General features: G+C 50.1%; 9 protein-coding genes. 4 read left to right on the forward strand and 5 right to left on the reverse strand.

Going from position 1 to position 16,756, the window contains the following annotated elements; genetic code table 11:
* Positions 1-72 precede the first annotated feature (72 nt).
* From ACN0YR_RS23430 to ACN0YR_RS23445, 4 genes are all read right to left on the reverse strand, one after another.
* On the reverse strand, positions 73-1,842 hold the full coding sequence (locus ACN0YR_RS23430; RefSeq protein ID WP_417851639.1) for a TolC family protein: 1,770 nt from the start codon (positions 1,840-1,842) through the stop codon (positions 73-75).
* A 650-nt stretch (positions 1,843-2,492) separates the two neighbouring features.
* The gene (locus ACN0YR_RS23435; protein WP_417851640.1) at positions 2,493-5,948 is read right to left on the reverse strand and encodes an efflux RND transporter permease subunit; all 3,456 of its coding nucleotides are present in this window, start codon (positions 5,946-5,948) and stop codon (positions 2,493-2,495) included.
* A gap of 85 nt (positions 5,949-6,033) precedes the next feature.
* Positions 6,034-7,284: an efflux RND transporter periplasmic adaptor subunit gene (locus ACN0YR_RS23440; RefSeq protein WP_417851641.1), complete on the reverse strand. Its 1,251-nt coding sequence runs from the start codon at positions 7,282-7,284 to the stop codon at positions 6,034-6,036.
* Between the two features lie 1,283 nt (positions 7,285-8,567).
* On the reverse strand, positions 8,568-8,768 hold the full coding sequence (locus ACN0YR_RS23445) for a hypothetical protein (RefSeq protein WP_417851642.1): 201 nt from the start codon (positions 8,766-8,768) through the stop codon (positions 8,568-8,570).
* Positions 8,769-9,390: 622 nt separating this feature from the next.
* Here ACN0YR_RS23445 and ACN0YR_RS23450 point away from each other — a divergent pair.
* The 4 genes from ACN0YR_RS23450 (at position 9,391) to ACN0YR_RS23465 (ending at position 15,296) form a co-directional block, all read left to right on the forward strand.
* Positions 9,391-10,770 carry a sigma-54-dependent transcriptional regulator gene (locus ACN0YR_RS23450; RefSeq protein WP_417851643.1) on the forward strand — a complete coding sequence of 460 codons (1,380 nt, stop codon included), beginning with the start codon at positions 9,391-9,393 and terminating at the stop codon, positions 10,768-10,770.
* Between the two features lie 1,072 nt (positions 10,771-11,842).
* Entirely contained in the window at positions 11,843-13,912 is a 2,070-nt protein-coding gene (locus ACN0YR_RS23455) for a sigma 54-interacting transcriptional regulator (protein WP_417851644.1), read from the forward strand.
* Between the two features lie 5 nt (positions 13,913-13,917).
* On the forward strand, positions 13,918-14,301 hold the full coding sequence (locus ACN0YR_RS23460; RefSeq protein ID WP_417851645.1) for an amidohydrolase: 384 nt from the start codon (positions 13,918-13,920) through the stop codon (positions 14,299-14,301).
* Positions 14,302-14,711: 410 nt separating this feature from the next.
* The gene (locus ACN0YR_RS23465) at positions 14,712-15,296 is read left to right on the forward strand and encodes a hypothetical protein (protein ID WP_417851646.1); all 585 of its coding nucleotides are present in this window, start codon (positions 14,712-14,714) and stop codon (positions 15,294-15,296) included.
* 98 nt (positions 15,297-15,394) lie between these two features.
* Here ACN0YR_RS23465 and ACN0YR_RS23470 read toward each other — a convergent pair whose 3' ends face one another.
* A complete protein-coding gene (locus ACN0YR_RS23470) occupies positions 15,395-16,564 on the reverse strand; it encodes an FG-GAP repeat domain-containing protein (RefSeq protein WP_417851647.1) in 1,170 nt (389 codons plus the stop codon).
* Positions 16,565-16,756: the final 192 nt, after the last annotated feature.

Raw genomic sequence — 16,756 nt, forward strand, 5'->3', positions numbered from 1 at the left:
GAAGAACGCATTTCTCTAGCAAAAATGCTGTTCGCCACGAGGCAGAACCTGCAAACCACTTCGAAAGATGCTCTAAAATCCGCCGCCACCGAGAGCTTGGTAGGAGTTGACAATCGCTTCGAGTTGCTGCTGCTTGATTTCGATCAGGTGCATTTTGGCCTCCATCAGTTCACGTTGAGCCAAAAGGACTTCGACGTATTCAGCTCGGGCATTTTGGAAGAGCTTATCTGCGACGTCGACCGATGTTTCGAGTGATTTAAGTTGCTCTTTCTTGACCTCGATACTCTGGCGATAGTTTTCAACCTTGGTCATGTGATTGACGACCTCAATGTGAGCGTTGAGGACGGTTCGCTGATATTCATAGATGCTCTGTAACTGCATCGCGTTGGCAGTGCGATAGTCAGCTTGAATCGCACGCTTGTTGATAAGCGGTCCCACCAGATCGATTGCGGCATTGTAGATTAAAGATTCCGGTGTTGAGAGCAGATACCGCATGTTGTAGGCGTTTAAGCCGACTCCAGCTCTAAGACCGAGTGACGGGTAGAAGCGAGCACGAGCAACTTCGACATCAAGACCAGCCGCTGCGACTTCACGCTCGGCCTGGCGAATATCAGCTCGGTTTTGGAGCAGTTGCGAGGGCAGTCCGGCGCTGAGTGCATTGAGATTGAGATCAATATATTCGACAGAGATGCGTTCGACAGGTTGAGGATATCGACCGGCGAGGAAGTTGATGCGGTTCTCAGCTTCAACGATCTCTTGCTGAATGATCAGCTTTTCGCTTTGGTTCTTCTGAACTTCAGCTTGGAAACGCTGTACGGCCAGTTCGGTGCCACGTCCTGCTTCCTTCTTGGATTTCGCAATCTCAAGGCTGTGCTTCTGGATTTGAATCGTTTTGTCCAGCGTCAACATGCGATTGTCGAGTGCCAATAACTCGTAATAATTATCAGCGACTTCGGCGACGAGTCGAGTGACGATGTAATTTCGTCCTTCATTGGTTCCCAGCCAACGCATCGATGCAGCGTCCTGAGCGTTTCTCAACTTTCTCCAAATGTCCAGTTCCCATGAGATGTTCGTTGCGACGAGGAAATCGGGGAGCGGTTCAGGAAAGCCTCGTCCGGGGGCTGCCTGAAGTTGATCCTCGACTGCACCGTCTCGGCTGAAACGGCTCGATTTCTCCACACCGGCTCCGGCTCCGAGAGTGACGAATGGACGGTATTCCCCGCTTCTTGCCTGAACTTCGTTGCACGCGATGTTGATCTCTTCAGCCAAGATTCTCAGTTCTTGATTTCCGACTAATGCCTGATTAATCAAACTGACCAGGAATGGGTCATTGAAGAAAGAACTCACCGATAATTGCGACGAGTTTTCCAGCGTGATGACTTCCGGAATCGGATCGAGAGGAGGAGGGATGAGCAAACTTCCCTCGGGTTCGTCTGGAGCTGAAAAGTCTACATGCGTACTGTTCGCTTCGTTACTCGATGGCTCTGCTTCGAGACTTCGGATCTCGGTTTCATCCTGACTCAGCTCTTTGGGCGGCTTAATGAAGTTGACAAGCTTGATTGTGTCCAGAAGGCCTTTCGATTCAGGCTCGGTCTTATCCGCACTGACGACCTTGATCTCTGATTCGACAGCTTCTTCGCTCTTGCCGATCTCTTCGCTGCTCCGGAGTATGACTCCGTTGTTCAAACTGTAGTAATACGGAAGAGGGGGACCTGAAAGAGCACCGCGATGCCCTGGGATTCCACACCCCGTCAGGCCGAGCATCGAGCCTGAAATCATTGCAGTGAGGCAGGCACGTTTTTTGAACTTCTTGGAGAATGAAGCGGCTAGGAGATTACTCATTATCGTCCCTGATAAACTTGCATAGCTCAGCATCCTGCCGAACTGGTATTTGAGATCGAATCTGATCGAGACCGAGACTGAGGTGGTTGCCCTGACAGATGGTGGGCAATGAACGCTGCCAAGAAAACCGATGTAATGGTTATCGTAATTGCGGTTTTGTTGAAATTACGTCTTGTCGTATGCGTATCGATTGTGCAAGAGATTGCAGCTTAAAGAGGGTGGTTATTCCGGATAGGTAAAGTATGTCGGCGGCCGTTCTCACCAATAGGAGAGCGATTCGCTGGCAGCAGGGGGGGAATGCGATTAGTCAGAGATCAGTACGTTGTAAAACGGGACCATCGTCATGTCTGGTCCGTTCGGGACACGGTCCGAAGTGGTTGATTTCGTAGATCGTGCCCAGGGTGGAAAGATCTATTAACCGACGAGCTACAGTTAAATCGTTTGAGCCGTTAGAAACTTTCCCGTTTCTTGCCGAGCATCAAGTAAGCGATCGACCGGAAGATACAGGGTGTCGCCTGAAGTAGACAGTCTGCGGAGAGAATGCTGACACCGTTGGCAAGTCTCTCCGGGCAGAATGGCTTTCAGCCTGTGTTCACGAATGAAACAGGCTGAAAACGATTTATGTTGAAGCTTCACATCTGCGGTCGATCTTACGTCTTTTGAGGCGCTGCCGATTTGTGCTCGAAGAGTTCAGTCAGCGGTTCGTCGTGTTCATCTCTAATTAATCTGCGACCATCGGAGATCTTGGCGAAAAGATAATAGAGGCCGGGGATTACCAGGACCCCAACCAGAGTTCCCATGAGCATACCACCGACTGCGGTGGTTCCAATCGTGCGGTTTCCGATCGCTCCAGGACCGGTCGCACGGACTAATGGAATGAGACCAGCGATGAAGGCGAAGGAGGTCATCAGAATCGGTCGGAAACGCAACTTTCCGCCTTCGATGGCTGCATCTTTGATGCTTAAGCCTTCCTGGCGACGCTGAACAGCAAACTCAATGATCAGGATCGCGTTCTTACCCAGCAGACCGACCAGCATGACCAGACCAATCTGGCAGTAGACATCATTCGCTAGACCCATTGCCTTTAAAAACAGAAACGATCCAAAAAGACCGACCGGTAATGAGGTAATGACAGCTAGAGGAATAATAAAGCTTTCGTATTGTCCAACTAAAACCATATAAACGAAAATGACAACGATTAAAAAGATGTAGATCGCTGTATTTCCCGCTTTCGCTTCGTCGTAGGCAAGACCCCGCCAATCGATGTCAAACCCCTTGGGCAGCGTTTCGGCAGCGACTTCCTTGATGGCCGCGATCGCTTCACCGCTACTGTAGCCAGCTGCAGGTGCTCCTTGAATTGGAGCAGTGGGATACAGGTTGTAACGACTAATTTCGTTCAGTCCCTGATTCTTCTCGATCTTCATGAACGCAGAGTAGGGGACCATTTCGTCACGATCATTCTTGACGAACATGTTCTCCAAATCTTCAGGGTAACGTCTAAATTCCGGGGCTGCCTGAACATATACCTTGTAGAACTGACCGAAGCGAACGAAGCCTTGCTCCCAGGTACTTCCGATCACAATTGAGAGGTTGTCCATTGCGTCCCGGATCGAAACACCCTTTTGCATGGCGACATCGTTGTCAATGATGATTTCATACTGTGGATAGTTGGCAGCGAAAAATGTGAACAGACCTTTGAGCTCCTTACGTTTTCCCAAAGCTTCCATGAACCTGTCTGTTTGCTCTCCTAGCGCCTTGTAGTCGCCGCTGTTTGTTTTATCGAGCAGATTCACGGAGAACCCCCCGGCAGCACCGAAGCCTGGCACAGCTGGCGGTTCAAAGAACTCCAGCTTCACGTTGGAGATGTCGGTTCCTTTTTCTTCGAGTGCCTCGATAATTTGTTTTGAAGTCAGTTCGCGCTCTGCCCAAGGCTTCAGGTTGATGATGCATGTTCCCGCATTCGATCCGCGACCCTCGGTCAAAACTTCGTAGCCAGCAATGGAGGAGACCGAAGTGATTTCGTCCATCTCTTCACAAATCGCCTGCAGCTCATGGCACTTCGCGTTGGTGTACTCAAGCGTCGATCCGGGCGGGGTTTGAACAATTCCATAGATCATCCCTTGGTCCTCCAGTGGGATGAAACCACTGGGAAGGACCTGATTCACAACCAGAATTCCATAACCAAACGCGCCGATCACGAGCATCGTGAGCATGCGCCGGGTGACGATCCCTCTCAGGATTGAAACGTAACCTCCGGTCACCTTTTCGACACCTCGGTCGAACAGATGCAGGAAGATTCCCAGCGGACCACGCTTCTTCTTCGTTCCGTCGCTTCCTGAAAAAGAGGCTCGGAATGTGAACATCGCTAACACCGCGACGATGCCAGCCATGATTTTTACTCGTGTCGCAGTCAGAGGGAATTGCTCAGAGACCAGTTCGTGGACAATCTCAACGTGCATGAGTTCATAAAATCCGAAGCCGACTGCGAGACCGAGGAGGACGCAAAGCAATCCACGGAGGATGAAAGCGTAACGGCCTGCGACCTTCGACATCCCACGATTCAGTAAGCCAGTGAGACCACTCTGCTTTTCACCATGGTTATGAGGTTTCAGAATCATTGCACACAGAACGGGCGTGAGCGAAAGAGCGACCACACCTGAGATCACGATGGACATCGCCATCGTCAAAGCGAACTGTCGATAGAAGACCCCGACCGGTCCGGTCATGAAAGTCACAGGGATGAACACCGCAGTCATCACCAGCGTGATCGCGATGATCGCTCCGCTGATTTCGCTGACAACTTCTTTAGTCGCCTGATAGGGGCCAAGGTGCTTCGAGTGCATTTTCTCATGGACAGCCTCGACGACCACGATCGCATCGTCCACCACCACGCCGATTGCCAGAACTAAGGCGAACAGGGTGATCAAGTTAATTGACATCCCGAACATCAGCATAAAGAAGAAGGTTCCGATCAAAGACACGGGAACAGCCAGAGTCGGAATCAGTGTGCTGCGGACGTCTCCGAGGAAAAGATAGACGACCAATGAAACAAGGATGAACGCTTCAAACAGAGTGTGCAGCACCTTTTCGATCGAAGCGTCCAGGAAGTTGGAAACGTCGTAAGTGACTGCGTAATCCATTCCGGGAGGGAAGGACGATTTCTTGATTTCCTCGACTTTTTCTTTGACTCTTTCAATCACATCGGCTGCGTTGGAGCCGGGAGTTTGCTTGAGGACGATGGCTGCTGATGGCAAACCGTCGATGTCTGAGTAAAGGTCGTAAAACGAAGAACCGAGCATGACATCCGCGACATCTCCGAGCCTCAGGATTTCCCCTTCGGGGTTAGCCTTCAGAATGATATTTTCGTATTCCTCAGGTGTTTTGTAGCGTCCGATCCAGGTGAGCACATATTCGAGTGATTGCGATGTCGTACCTGTCGCCTGCCCAAGTCGTCCGGGGGAACCGATCATGCTCTGGTCGTCGAGCGCTTTCATCACGTCTTCTGCGTCTACTTCGTAGGCTCGCATGCGTTCCATGTTTAATTCGACACGCATGGCGTACGAGCGATTCCCGAGGATTGTCGCTCGACCGACACCTGGAATTCGCTTGATTTCGTTGAGGACGTTGACGGTGGCGTAGTTGTACAGAAAGTTTTGATCGACGTCCGGGTCTTTACTGAACACGTTCACGTACATCAACATACTCGTCATGTTCTGCATGACGATAATCCCTTCCCGTTCCACGATGGGAGGAAGGTTGTTTTTGACCATTTGCACCCGGTTGTTGACGTTCATCACCGCCACGTTCGGGTCGGTCCCCGGTTCGAAGACGATCTGAATCGTCCCTTCACCGGCACTGGTGGCGTCACCCATCATGTAACGCATGTTCGGCACACCGTTGATGGCCTGCTCTAAAATCACCATCGTCGAGTCGATCAAAATTTTCGCACTCGCCCCCGGATAAGAGACCGAAACTCGCACGCTCGGCGGCGCGACTGAGGGGAACTGGGAAATCGGCAACGTATTGATTGCCAGACCTCCCATGAACAAGATGAGAAGCGAGATGACAATGGCCAAAGCTGGCCGATGTAGAAACTTTTCGAACATGATTTTAGACGTGCCGTCGGTGTGTTCCGGAAGGATGCGAAGTCAGTGGTCTCGTTGCGAGATGAAAACAGAGCCGTAGCACTCTTTATTCTGCGTGGTATTTCAGGTTGGATAGAACTTCTTCGGGAGACCGAAATTCATACTCCACTTTCTCGCCGTCACGAACTTGACCGATCCCTTCGAGGATGATCTTTTCGTTCTCATTGAGTCCTTTCGCGATCAGGAAGATGTCGTCTTTCTCGGCCTGAATGATGATCTCACGTTGATGGACCACATCATCGTCTCCGATCACGTAAACATACTTCTTGGCGAGAGTCTCAAAGGTTGCTCGCTGAGGAATGACGATGGCATCTTTTTGCACGCGATTGATCAAGATGGTCCCTGTCTGACCATGGCGCAACAGACCTTTAGGATTCGGGAAGTCTGCTCGGAAAGAGATGTTTCCAGTTTCATTGTTGAAGTCAGCTTCAATCGCCCCGATCTTCCCGGGCTGCGAGAATTTTTTATGGTTCGCTAACATCAGTTCGATGTTGAGTTCTTCATGCTGGGGATGGTCAGAGTCCTGTTGGTCATTATCATCCTCTTCGTCAGTCTCTCCGGCTTCATCATGGGTATCATCCTGACCCAGCGAGGCCTGATATTCGAAGTAGCGAGCCTCAGGAACATTGAAATAAACCCACATGGTGCTGTTGTCAGACAAGGTCGTGAGGACATCGCCCTCTTCAATCAAGCTCCCCTGTTGTTCGTACAGGCGGTCGATGATGCCGTCAAACGGTGCTTTGATATTGGCAAAGTCGACTTCGGCCTGTGCGAGATTTACTTGAGCCTGGGCTTTGGAAAGTTTGGCTTGTGCCAGTTTCAGTTCCTGGGTCGAGACAATTTTCTGTTCCACAAGTTTCTTGGTGTTGTCGTATTCAACTTGTGCAAGTTCGGCTTCTGCCTTGTCAGCGTCTAACTTCGCCTGGTAGATCGTTGGAAGAATGTTGAAGATGAAATCGCCTTGCTTCACCGTCTGGCCTTCTTTCACTTTGATCTCTTCAAGATATCCACCTTCCAGAGCACGGACTTCGATGTGTCGGCACGAATGGATTTGGCAAACGTAATTTTGGGTAAGAGTGATGTCTTGTTCGACAGGACTGGTCACGATGAGCTTATGTTTTGCATGGTGCTCCCCTCCCTCGTGTTCCGCATGTTCTGCGTGTCCCTCAGCATTATGCACTTCTGCGGAAGCAGAACTCCCGAAGAATTCAGTGTACTTTGCTTTAAGGGTGTCAAAACCTTGGAGTGCAACAGAAGTTGCTAAAAGGACGATGGCGAGAAGTGATGTAATACGCATGAGATGTAACTGCCTGGTCATTAAATCCTGTTCCGAACTCTGTCTGTTGAGTGATCGGAGAAGAGAGAGAAAATTGAAAAATCAGCTGTCTTGTTTCTTCTTTGAAGTCGCTGCAAAGCGTTTCGTCGTTGGTTTCCAATCAGTCCGTTTTCTGAATCCGTGAAACTGATCGCTGCAACGTGTGCATTCGATTCCGTTATTCCCATCAGGTGGATGGGGCAGTTTCCGGTGGAAGATTGGTTTTTCTGCGAGGTCAGTTTGCTGGGATGCAGAAGACTTGCGAAAAGATCGAGTCCTTCCTCGACCTGGTCGCAGTCCCGCGAGTGAGGCAAGACTTGGCGAGACGAAACATGTTTGCGAGGACCGTGGGGGTTTCTGAGCACTAACAAAATTGAAGAATGGGTCTGTCACTTCAGTGAGTGACAGCGATTCCTCTGGCGTTGCTAGCGCTTCTTAGAAATTCTCCAGATCAGAGCGGTGCAGGATCGATGAGCCGACAGAGACGTGAGGTGTCAAAGAGAGTCGAGCTACCCTGTTCCATCTGTGAAGAAGCGGTGATTTTCATGCTGCGAAAAAAGAGTTCGCGAAAGAGAGTGATCATTCTAACTACCTATCCGAAAACATTTTTCAATGTCAAGTTTCTCAGTGTTTAGGAGACCGATTTCAGGTTTCCGGATCTGTTACAAAAGCCTTGGAACAACTGTTAAATCTGTTGTGGTGGATTCGGTCTTCGATTACGTGTTGAGTGTTGAGAGCGGGGCAAACCCGAGCAAATCCAATCTGTGTCTTTCTCTCCTGCCCCGTCACGATCAGCTTCTGAGGTCATGAATTGAAGTCATGAAAGTGATCTTCCCGGGCACGACAAACGTTGAAAATACTCAAATCTAAAGGTCGCTCCACCTTGGGTAATCTTGGAATCTGACTTCTTCTAAGCACCTCTCATGCCAAAGGAAATCTGTGATGCCTCGTTCCGGGCCTGGAAAGTCTTTTGACACGCTGTTTTCTAGGGAAACGAACTTCGCAGTCGATGACTCACAAACGGGAATCGTGACCGGATCTCTGCAACATTTGGCACATCGAGTGCAAAATTTCACATGGGTGAACAGATTTGCGGTCGGTTTGCAAAACGATTTCACAAGAAATCTCCATCGTTGAAACAACTCTTATTTGAATCTAATAAAGGGCTGTTCGTTCTGCCTCGCGAAGACCACTCGTTGAAGTTCTGTCAGTGATCTTCACGGGCACACGGAAGAGCAAACTGCTCTAGATATATTGAAAAACCTTTAGTATTTGCGAAGTTCGTTGCCGAGTTGTCGGCGGGCTTCGTAAACAATCTGCTCGTTGATGGTCAACTCTTCCTGCGGCAAGCTGGTCGACTGGGCTGATTGTGAACTTTGTTGGATTTCGGCTGAAGCATGCGTCTGGGAGGCTTCCGCAGCTAACATTGCGGAGACGAATGCTAAAACATGGGAGGGACGCAACATCTTTGCACTCCTGTGGAATTGAAATGGGAAAAGAGCTGCACAGCTTTAAGCAATTGCAGCCAAGAATTAAAATGCACGATTCATGCCACGCCTGTCTGGCGGGAGGTCGTTCAGCTCATCTCGATGAGCTCGCGACGTAATTGATGCTTGACGTAAGTTGCTTGCTGGCAGCGAAGTTGCTTCAGGCGAAGAGCGAAACATCTCCATTATTTTGAGACCTCCCGAAGGGCTGCTCACCGGAGTGCATATGTTCGGTGAAAGAGCCAGCCATCCTTTATGAGATGAAGCAAGCACTTGCACGATGTGCAATTGCTTGCATTCGAATGGAGAGTGAGAACGTTTTAGGAACTCAGTTCTTTCAGAAGAGAAATTGATCTTCGGTGGCGCGACGATCAGCAATTCTGGAATGCCTGTCCAATCTTGTCTGTCCATTCTAATGCTGGAGTGGCAGCGAATCGCTCTCAAATCGGAGCGTCAGTGGCTCACTGATATCATGACTGGCACGAGACTTGCCTTTATAAGAATGGTGGTTTGCCATCATTGAGGTGTCGTTCTTACCTCACAGCCTTTCCCTATTGCTGATTTTGTATTGTCGAATTCTGACTGGCCCAGACGGAACCTTATGAACACCGATCACTTCGGCATCTTAATCGTCGATGATGAACCCAACATTCGCTCCGGTTTGAAGAAAGGGTTATCCAGAGAAGCGGACTTAACTGAAACCGCAGGCGACGCTGATGAAGGGCTCGCAAAGTTTCGCGAGACACCATTCCAACTCGTAATCACCGATATCCGACTTCCCAGTTCCATCAACGGTTTAGGGCTTGTCGAACTGATGTTGCGAAGCCGGCCGCAGACAACGGTCATTGTGATAACCGCTCATGGAACTGTTGAGACAGCAGTTGAAGCGATGCGACTTGGGGCATTCGACTTCATCACCAAACCGCTCGATCTCGATTTAATTCGTCAGCAGGTTCGAAAGGCGAGGGAACATCATCGCTTAAGGTTGGAAAACTGTGAGCTTCGTGATCAGTTAGCAAGCACGGGAGAGATCTCTGGAATCATCGGCAACTGTAACGCGATGCGGGATGTGTTGCAGCAGGTTCAACAGGTCGCCGGAACAGATGCGACCGTCATGATTCAGGGGGAAAGCGGGACCGGCAAAGAACTCGTTGCTCGAGCACTTCACGACTTGAGTGACCGCAGCAACAAACCATTCGTCGCAGTCAATCTCGGAGCACTTCCGGAAACGCTTTCCGAAAGTGAACTCTTCGGTCACGAGAAAGGTTCCTTCACCGGAGCGTCTCGACGAAAGCCTGGATGCTTTGAACGCGCTGAGGGGGGCTCCTTGTTTCTTGATGAGATCACTGAGATCCCGACAAAATGCCAAGTGGATCTCTTACGGGTACTTGAGTCTCAGCAATATACACGGGTCGGCGGCGAAGAAGTCCTCGACAGTGATGTGCGACTGATTTCTGCAACCAACAAAGCGGCTCAAGCCGAAATTGAGGAAGGAGTGTTTCGCGAAGACCTGTACTATCGGCTCAACATCGTTCCGATTCACATTCCTCCGCTGCGTCAGCGTCGTGAAGATATCCCCCTTTTGATCGACCACTTCCTCACCTGCTGCTGCGAACGTCATCACCGCTCACCGAAAGTTTTCGCCGAGGACGCCATGCAGAAACTGATCGAAGCACGCTGGCCGGGGAACGTTCGTCAACTCCGGAATGTGATCGAACGACTGGTCGTAACCGTCCGTGGTGACACGATTCATGCTGCTGACATTCCTGCTGAACTTACGCAAGTAGACCTTTCGACCAAAAATCATGGGGTGAATTCGAACAGCGTCTGCTCGCTTGCCTCAGCTGTGGAGGAAGCCGAAAAGACAACCATTATCACGGCACTAGCTGCATGTGAGTTTCATCGAGAGCAGACCGCCAAACTACTTGGCGTCAGTATTCGTACGCTGCACTACAAAATGAACCGTTACGATCTTCATTAGAGCATCTTTCGAATTGGTTTGCAGGATCTGCCTCGTGGCGAACAGCATTTTTACTAGAGCTGGTCCTGAAACTTGAAATTGCTCTCTCAAACGTTGAGGAAAGCGACGATTCCAGAGGTTTTCGGACTGGTTCTAGAGAAATGCGTTCTTCACGGGCACACGGTAGAGCAGTTTGAATGCTTCCTCTGACCGTGAAGATCATTCATGGCATCGTGGACTGTTCGCCACGAAACTGGGAGAGGTTGTTTGCGTCAGGCCCTGTTTGCGGAACAATCATCTCACGCTCGTTTTTTCTTCGGCGCATAAAAAAACTCGCTTACCGGTGGCAATGGCCAAGGCAAACGAGCATCTCTGTGTCGAAGGGAGAATAAAACCAGCTAGCTTAAGTATGTAAAAGGGTCCCGAACCAAGTGACACAGCATAAACGGGAATGATACTTGGATATTAGAGCATATTTGATGCCAACGTGCAATCTAGATGTGTCGATAAATTGATTTCGTGGGCGAAATCCACGTAAAAGTCAAAATTCAGGCCGCTGAAAGCTAATTGGGAGGGGCAGTTCGAGTCGTTTCACGAGAGGCGATTCGAACCACTTTGCCGGTGCAGATTGATGCAGTTCGCTGAAAATGTAGAAAATCGCCTGGTAGCCATTCGCTGAGAACAGACTTTTTCACATGTCGCCAGAATTTCAGTCCATGACCACGAATCCAGAAGGATTGTGAGCACTTTTGGCTGTTCTGGCTGACTATGAGTGTTTTTGAATTCGAGGAAGGACTGAACGTGTGAGTGCGATTTCATTGGTTGACAGCGAACTCAGCGGTTGTGTGCACATTTCTCGGTGAGTTTGGTACGCGACGTGCTTTGATCACAGTTTCTGCAATCGAGTGAGAACAGGCCCGCACTTGCTCGAGAGTAAGACGACAAGCGTTTCCGGAGAGTCTCTGGAAACGCTTTCGTCGTTTTAAGGGGTGGTCGAATGCATGTTTTCATCGAATGGTTTATGATGAAGTATTCGGGCGCATCGAAATGCCACATGAAACAAATTTGGGCAGTTGAGGTTTAAGAGCTGACGATGGAAGAATCGGATGTGACACGGATTCATTCTTCGACCTCTGACCCTGCATATTTGATTGTGCAGCGAGGAGACGCATTGCTCGAGGTCGTTGAGCTCCCGGAAAATGGACGTCTGACCGTTGGAAGGGCCTCTTCAAATCGAATTGTTCTTCAAGATCCCAAATGCAGCCGAGAACACTGTGAAATCTACTGTCGAGGGGGACAGTGGTATATTCGTGATCTTGACAGTCGAAACGGATTGACGATCGATGACCGGCGCGTGAAGGACGACCACGCTCTCGAATTCGGTGAGATGATTCGCATCGGACTTTGCACACTCGCTTTTTCCAGTCAGCATCCGGATGAGAACCCTCTGCGAGCAAGCGGGAGAGAGCGATCTGAGTCAGATTCCAGCTATCAGATTATTGAACGGCAATCGGGGACTCAGTACGACAATCCATCGCTGAAAAGAATCCGCAATCATCGTGAAGGGGCTACCGATCTGTTTCGGATCGCCCGAATGATGGTGGCTCCCACGACGGTTGAAGAACTGAGCCGTGTTGTCTTAGACGGGCTCGTCAAGTTTACCGGAGCCACTCTGGGGGGGATCTTGATTGATGTCGATGTCGAGGCTCCCAAGAGTCAAGGTCTCGATCGATTGCTGCCTTACGCCTTGTATGGATGTCAGGATGCCGGTCGGCTTTCCACGTATCTTTCACGGATTGTCTTACACGATCAGGATGCGATCCTCGCTCACGACATCTCGAAGCATTCTGCGTTTGCGGCTCAGGACAGTTTGGTGGAGCTTTCTGCAGAAAGTGCCATTTGCGCTCCGATCCGACATGGTGACTCGGTCTATGGTGTGCTTCATCTCTACTGTATGAATCCTGATCAACCAATGACGCAAGCTGATCTGGAATTCGTCCTCGCAGTGGCTGACCAGATGGGCGACCATTTGCAGACATTATTGGAAAAAGAAGAACTTGAGGATGGGCTGAAAAAATCGCGTCTGCAGATTTCCGAACTACAAAATCAACTCGGTGCGGAGACCGAACTTGTCGGCCATAGCTCAAATTTGGATGCACTTCGCCGATCAATTGTCCGCGTCGCTCCCACGGATGCCCTGGTTCTGATTCGAGGTGAATCTGGCGTTGGAAAAGAGCTCGTGGCACGTGCAGTTCACTTCAATTCGCTGCGAAAAGACAATCCCTTCATTTGCGTCAACTGTGCCGCACTCACTGAAAGTTTGCTGGAGAGCGAACTGTTCGGGCACGAGAAAGGAGCGTTTACCGGGGCATCTTCCCGGCGGTCCGGGAAGTTTGAGCAAGCTGATCGAGGGACATTGTTCCTTGATGAAATCGGAGAGATGAGTCAGGAGATTCAGGCCAAGTTCCTTCGAGTTCTGGAAGGTCAGGCTTTCGAGCGAGTTGGTGGAGGGGAGTCCATTCAGGTGGACGTTCGCGTGGTGACTGCGACAAACCGTGATCTGGAAGAGGCCGTTCGTGAAGGAACCTTTCGTCGCGATTTATTCTTTCGCCTGCAAGTGATTGAAATTACTGTTCCGGCTCTTCGTGAACACAAAGATGACATTCCCGCAATCGCTCAGCACTTTGTTGACCGCTTCTCGACGAATTCAAGATTCAAAATACGTGGCTTTAGTACTGCTGCGATCAAAAAGCTTCAAAACCATCCTTGGCCGGGGAATGTGCGGGAGCTCAGGAATGTCGTCGAACGGGCAGTTATTCTCTCCGACCATGAAGTCCTGCAACCTGAAGACGTCGTCCTGACGAGCTTAAGACTCGACGAGGAGAAACCGGGGCAGGAGCTCCCACAAGCCGATGAAAACATCTCTGAACAAGGTTCTCTGGAAACCAGTGTCGATCCGCTGGTCGACTTGTTCGGAAGCTTTATTCAGTCAGAAACAAGCCTTGATGATCTCGATCGTTGTTATATCGAAGCGGTTTTGGAGTCGACTGACTGGAACAAGTCAAAGGCTTCACGGATTTTGCAAATCGAACGGACGACACTTGATCGGCGACTGAAGAAGTACGGGATTTCCCGTCCCGGTGGAGAGGACGAAGAAGAGTGAGCGAAATGTCTTCGATGGAAGAGCAATTAGCTGAATGTGTTCAACGCTGTCAGGAGCAGATGGCTCATGCTTGGGTCGTTCGTGCATTTGTCAGGCATTCCGACGAAATTGAAGACTTCCCCGAGCTGACCAACATCTGCCGCGCGATCTTTGATCTTTCGCGGGCATTAGAGACCCGCGTCGATGATCCTGTCGGCTACTTTAAGATGCTCACCAAGAAACTGGGCAAGTTTCGAGTGGCTGTCGATGAGTATTCGAAGCTGGTTCCAGAGATTTCGACACATACCAATTTCGGGCAAAGTGTCATTTCCACACAGGTTTGCGCTCGGGAACTCGGAGAATCTCTCGATAAAGCTAAAAAGATTGCCCTTGCCAACTCGTCTAAGTAAGAATTCGCCTGATTTAGGCCGGTTTTCTTCTGTAACACGTTACTCTGCAAGACTTTGCAGAGTCTTTGTGGGAGGCAGTTTCTCTTTGGAAAGCAGTCTCGGGCCTTGCCTTCCAGTTGCGCAGAGCCTCTATTCCTCTTAGCTTGCCACTCAATTCTTTGTCGGATTCGTTAAAACCCGAATATTCTCACAAGTTCCTCCAATCGTCAGAACGATAAAGGTGATAACGGACTTCATGTTAGTTGTCCGTTCGCGAAATGATTGACTGACTTTCTGTGTCCACGACAAGTCCCAATCTCGGCAACTGAACAGAACATTTCTCATCAGGTTTGAGAAGTCGAAATCAGGTTTCGAGAGCGGTTCTAAATAAATCGTACATGGACGTCTTCGCAGCACCTGGAGACAATCAGATGAACTTGCTGAAAAACCGCGTCAAACAATTGTGCCTGCTTGCAGGGCTTGCAATGGTGACGCTCCCGAACAGTGGATGTAACCTTCTGGCCTGGACGACTCAGCTCGCCTGGACAGGAGCCGCCTTCTGGGGGACTACTCCACTGATACCCGTGACTCCCTACTTCAGTCAGCAGATTGAAGATACATATTGGGAGGAAGAACGTTACAAGAAGGTTCCGATTCTCGATCCTGTTGAAGGAGAGAATGCTCCGTTGTTCTGTCTCGATCCGCCGAGTCCAGATGAAGTCATGCGAGCACTTCCAGACAACACTGCTGGAGGAGTTCCGTTCCTGGCGGAAACATCACGTAACAACGTACGAATTGTTGTGGAACCGATCGTCGATCGGGTTGATGAGTGTCGCTTCTTCCCGCAGGTTGGGCCAGCCCGGCTCCACCATTGCCACTACAAATGTACTGTGTACTTCGAAGAGACAAAGCGCTCCAGCTGGCCAGTGCCATTCACTCATAAAGATCAAGTTCAAGAAGTTGTCTACATCGACCACGATCACTTGATCCGTTGTACAGGACCAATTGTTAAATAACTGGAATCGGACTCTCGATGAGAATCGAGAACTCCAGGTGCGCGAAAGCCCGGTCTCTTGATCGGGCTTTCGCATGCGCTGATGCTTTTTGACTGGTGTTATTCCTTGTTCATCCGGTTCTCGTACCAGACGACATTCTTGCTCGTCTGACCTGCGACAAGTAAATCGAGATCGCCATCGCCATCCATGTCGAGCGAGCGGATGTCGTAGGCTGCCTGATCTTCATCGAGTTTGTGAGTTGTGAAGTTGCCTTGGCCATCGTTCTCGAACCAGGCTGTGATTTTCGAATCCTTCGCACAAGTGGCTGCGTCCATGTCTCCATCTGCATCGAAGTCGGCGATCGTTAAACAGTGGGGGCCTTCGAGATCGCTTCCAAAATCGGTTCGTTCCCAGTTTGGTCCTTTGAACCAGCAGAGCCCTTTACCATGTCCACGTGATGCCAGAATATCGTTTCTGCCATCCTGATCGACATCTACAACGAACAGGTTTGACGCCCCCGGTTCTTTGTCTGAAATGAGATGTTTCTTCCATCCCGGTTGCAGCGGATCTTTCGGAGCTTCCCACCACGCAAACCAGTCTCCCGAACCAGGTTTGGCTTGTGGTCCCCCTTTGGCTGCTGTGAGAATGTCTGGCCGACCATCGTGGTTGACGTCTCCCAGTCCCAAATAGTGTGTCAATCCGGGGGCATCTTTCCGGGCAGCGACTGTTCGAGTCCATTTCCCTTCCGGTTCCTTCGGGGCACGATACCAGACGACCGATTCTTGAAACGGTCCCTTCGGAAGGCCGCTATTGGCGATTAAATCTGGCACACCGTTCTGGTCCACATCACCAACGAGCAACCCGTGGATTCCATGGACTTGATCATCGATTAAACGCCACTTCCAGTCTTTCAGCGTCCCATTATTTTCAAGCCAGAAGATTAACCCGGGGTTGTATCGGACTGCGATATAATCGAGATCGCCATCCTGATCGACGTCCATGACTTCAGAGTGAATACAGTTGTGCTTTGGATTCTCATGAAGCACTACATGCTTCCAATCGGGGGCGATGAGAAGGTGGCATTTCCCCTGGCTGTTGCTGATGACGTCAATCAGGCCGTCTCCAGTGAAATCACCCGCGACCACTGTATTGCAGTGCCCCCCTTCAAACAGAGTGTGCTTCACCCAAGCCGTTGGATCGGCACCATGACTTGTTGAAACCATGGATGTCAGGAACGAGACAGCAGTCAGAAAAAGCATCTGGGAAGCAGAATTTTGAAGCACAGGCATTCAGTCACCCTTGGTTGAAAAGAAAAAACCGCTGATGAAGTTTTTCATCAGCGGTTTCTATTCTTACAACCCTCGAAGGGGTCTGTCACTTCCAAGCAAAAGTCTTGGCCTGTTGCTCGTCTTAGAGCATCTTTCGAATTGGTTTGCAGGTTCTGCCTCGTGGCGAACAGCTTTACTAGAGAAATGCGTTCT

It is taken from the genome of Thalassoglobus sp., assembly GCF_048270125.1.
Classification (GTDB): Bacteria; Planctomycetota; Planctomycetia; order Planctomycetales; family Planctomycetaceae; genus Thalassoglobus.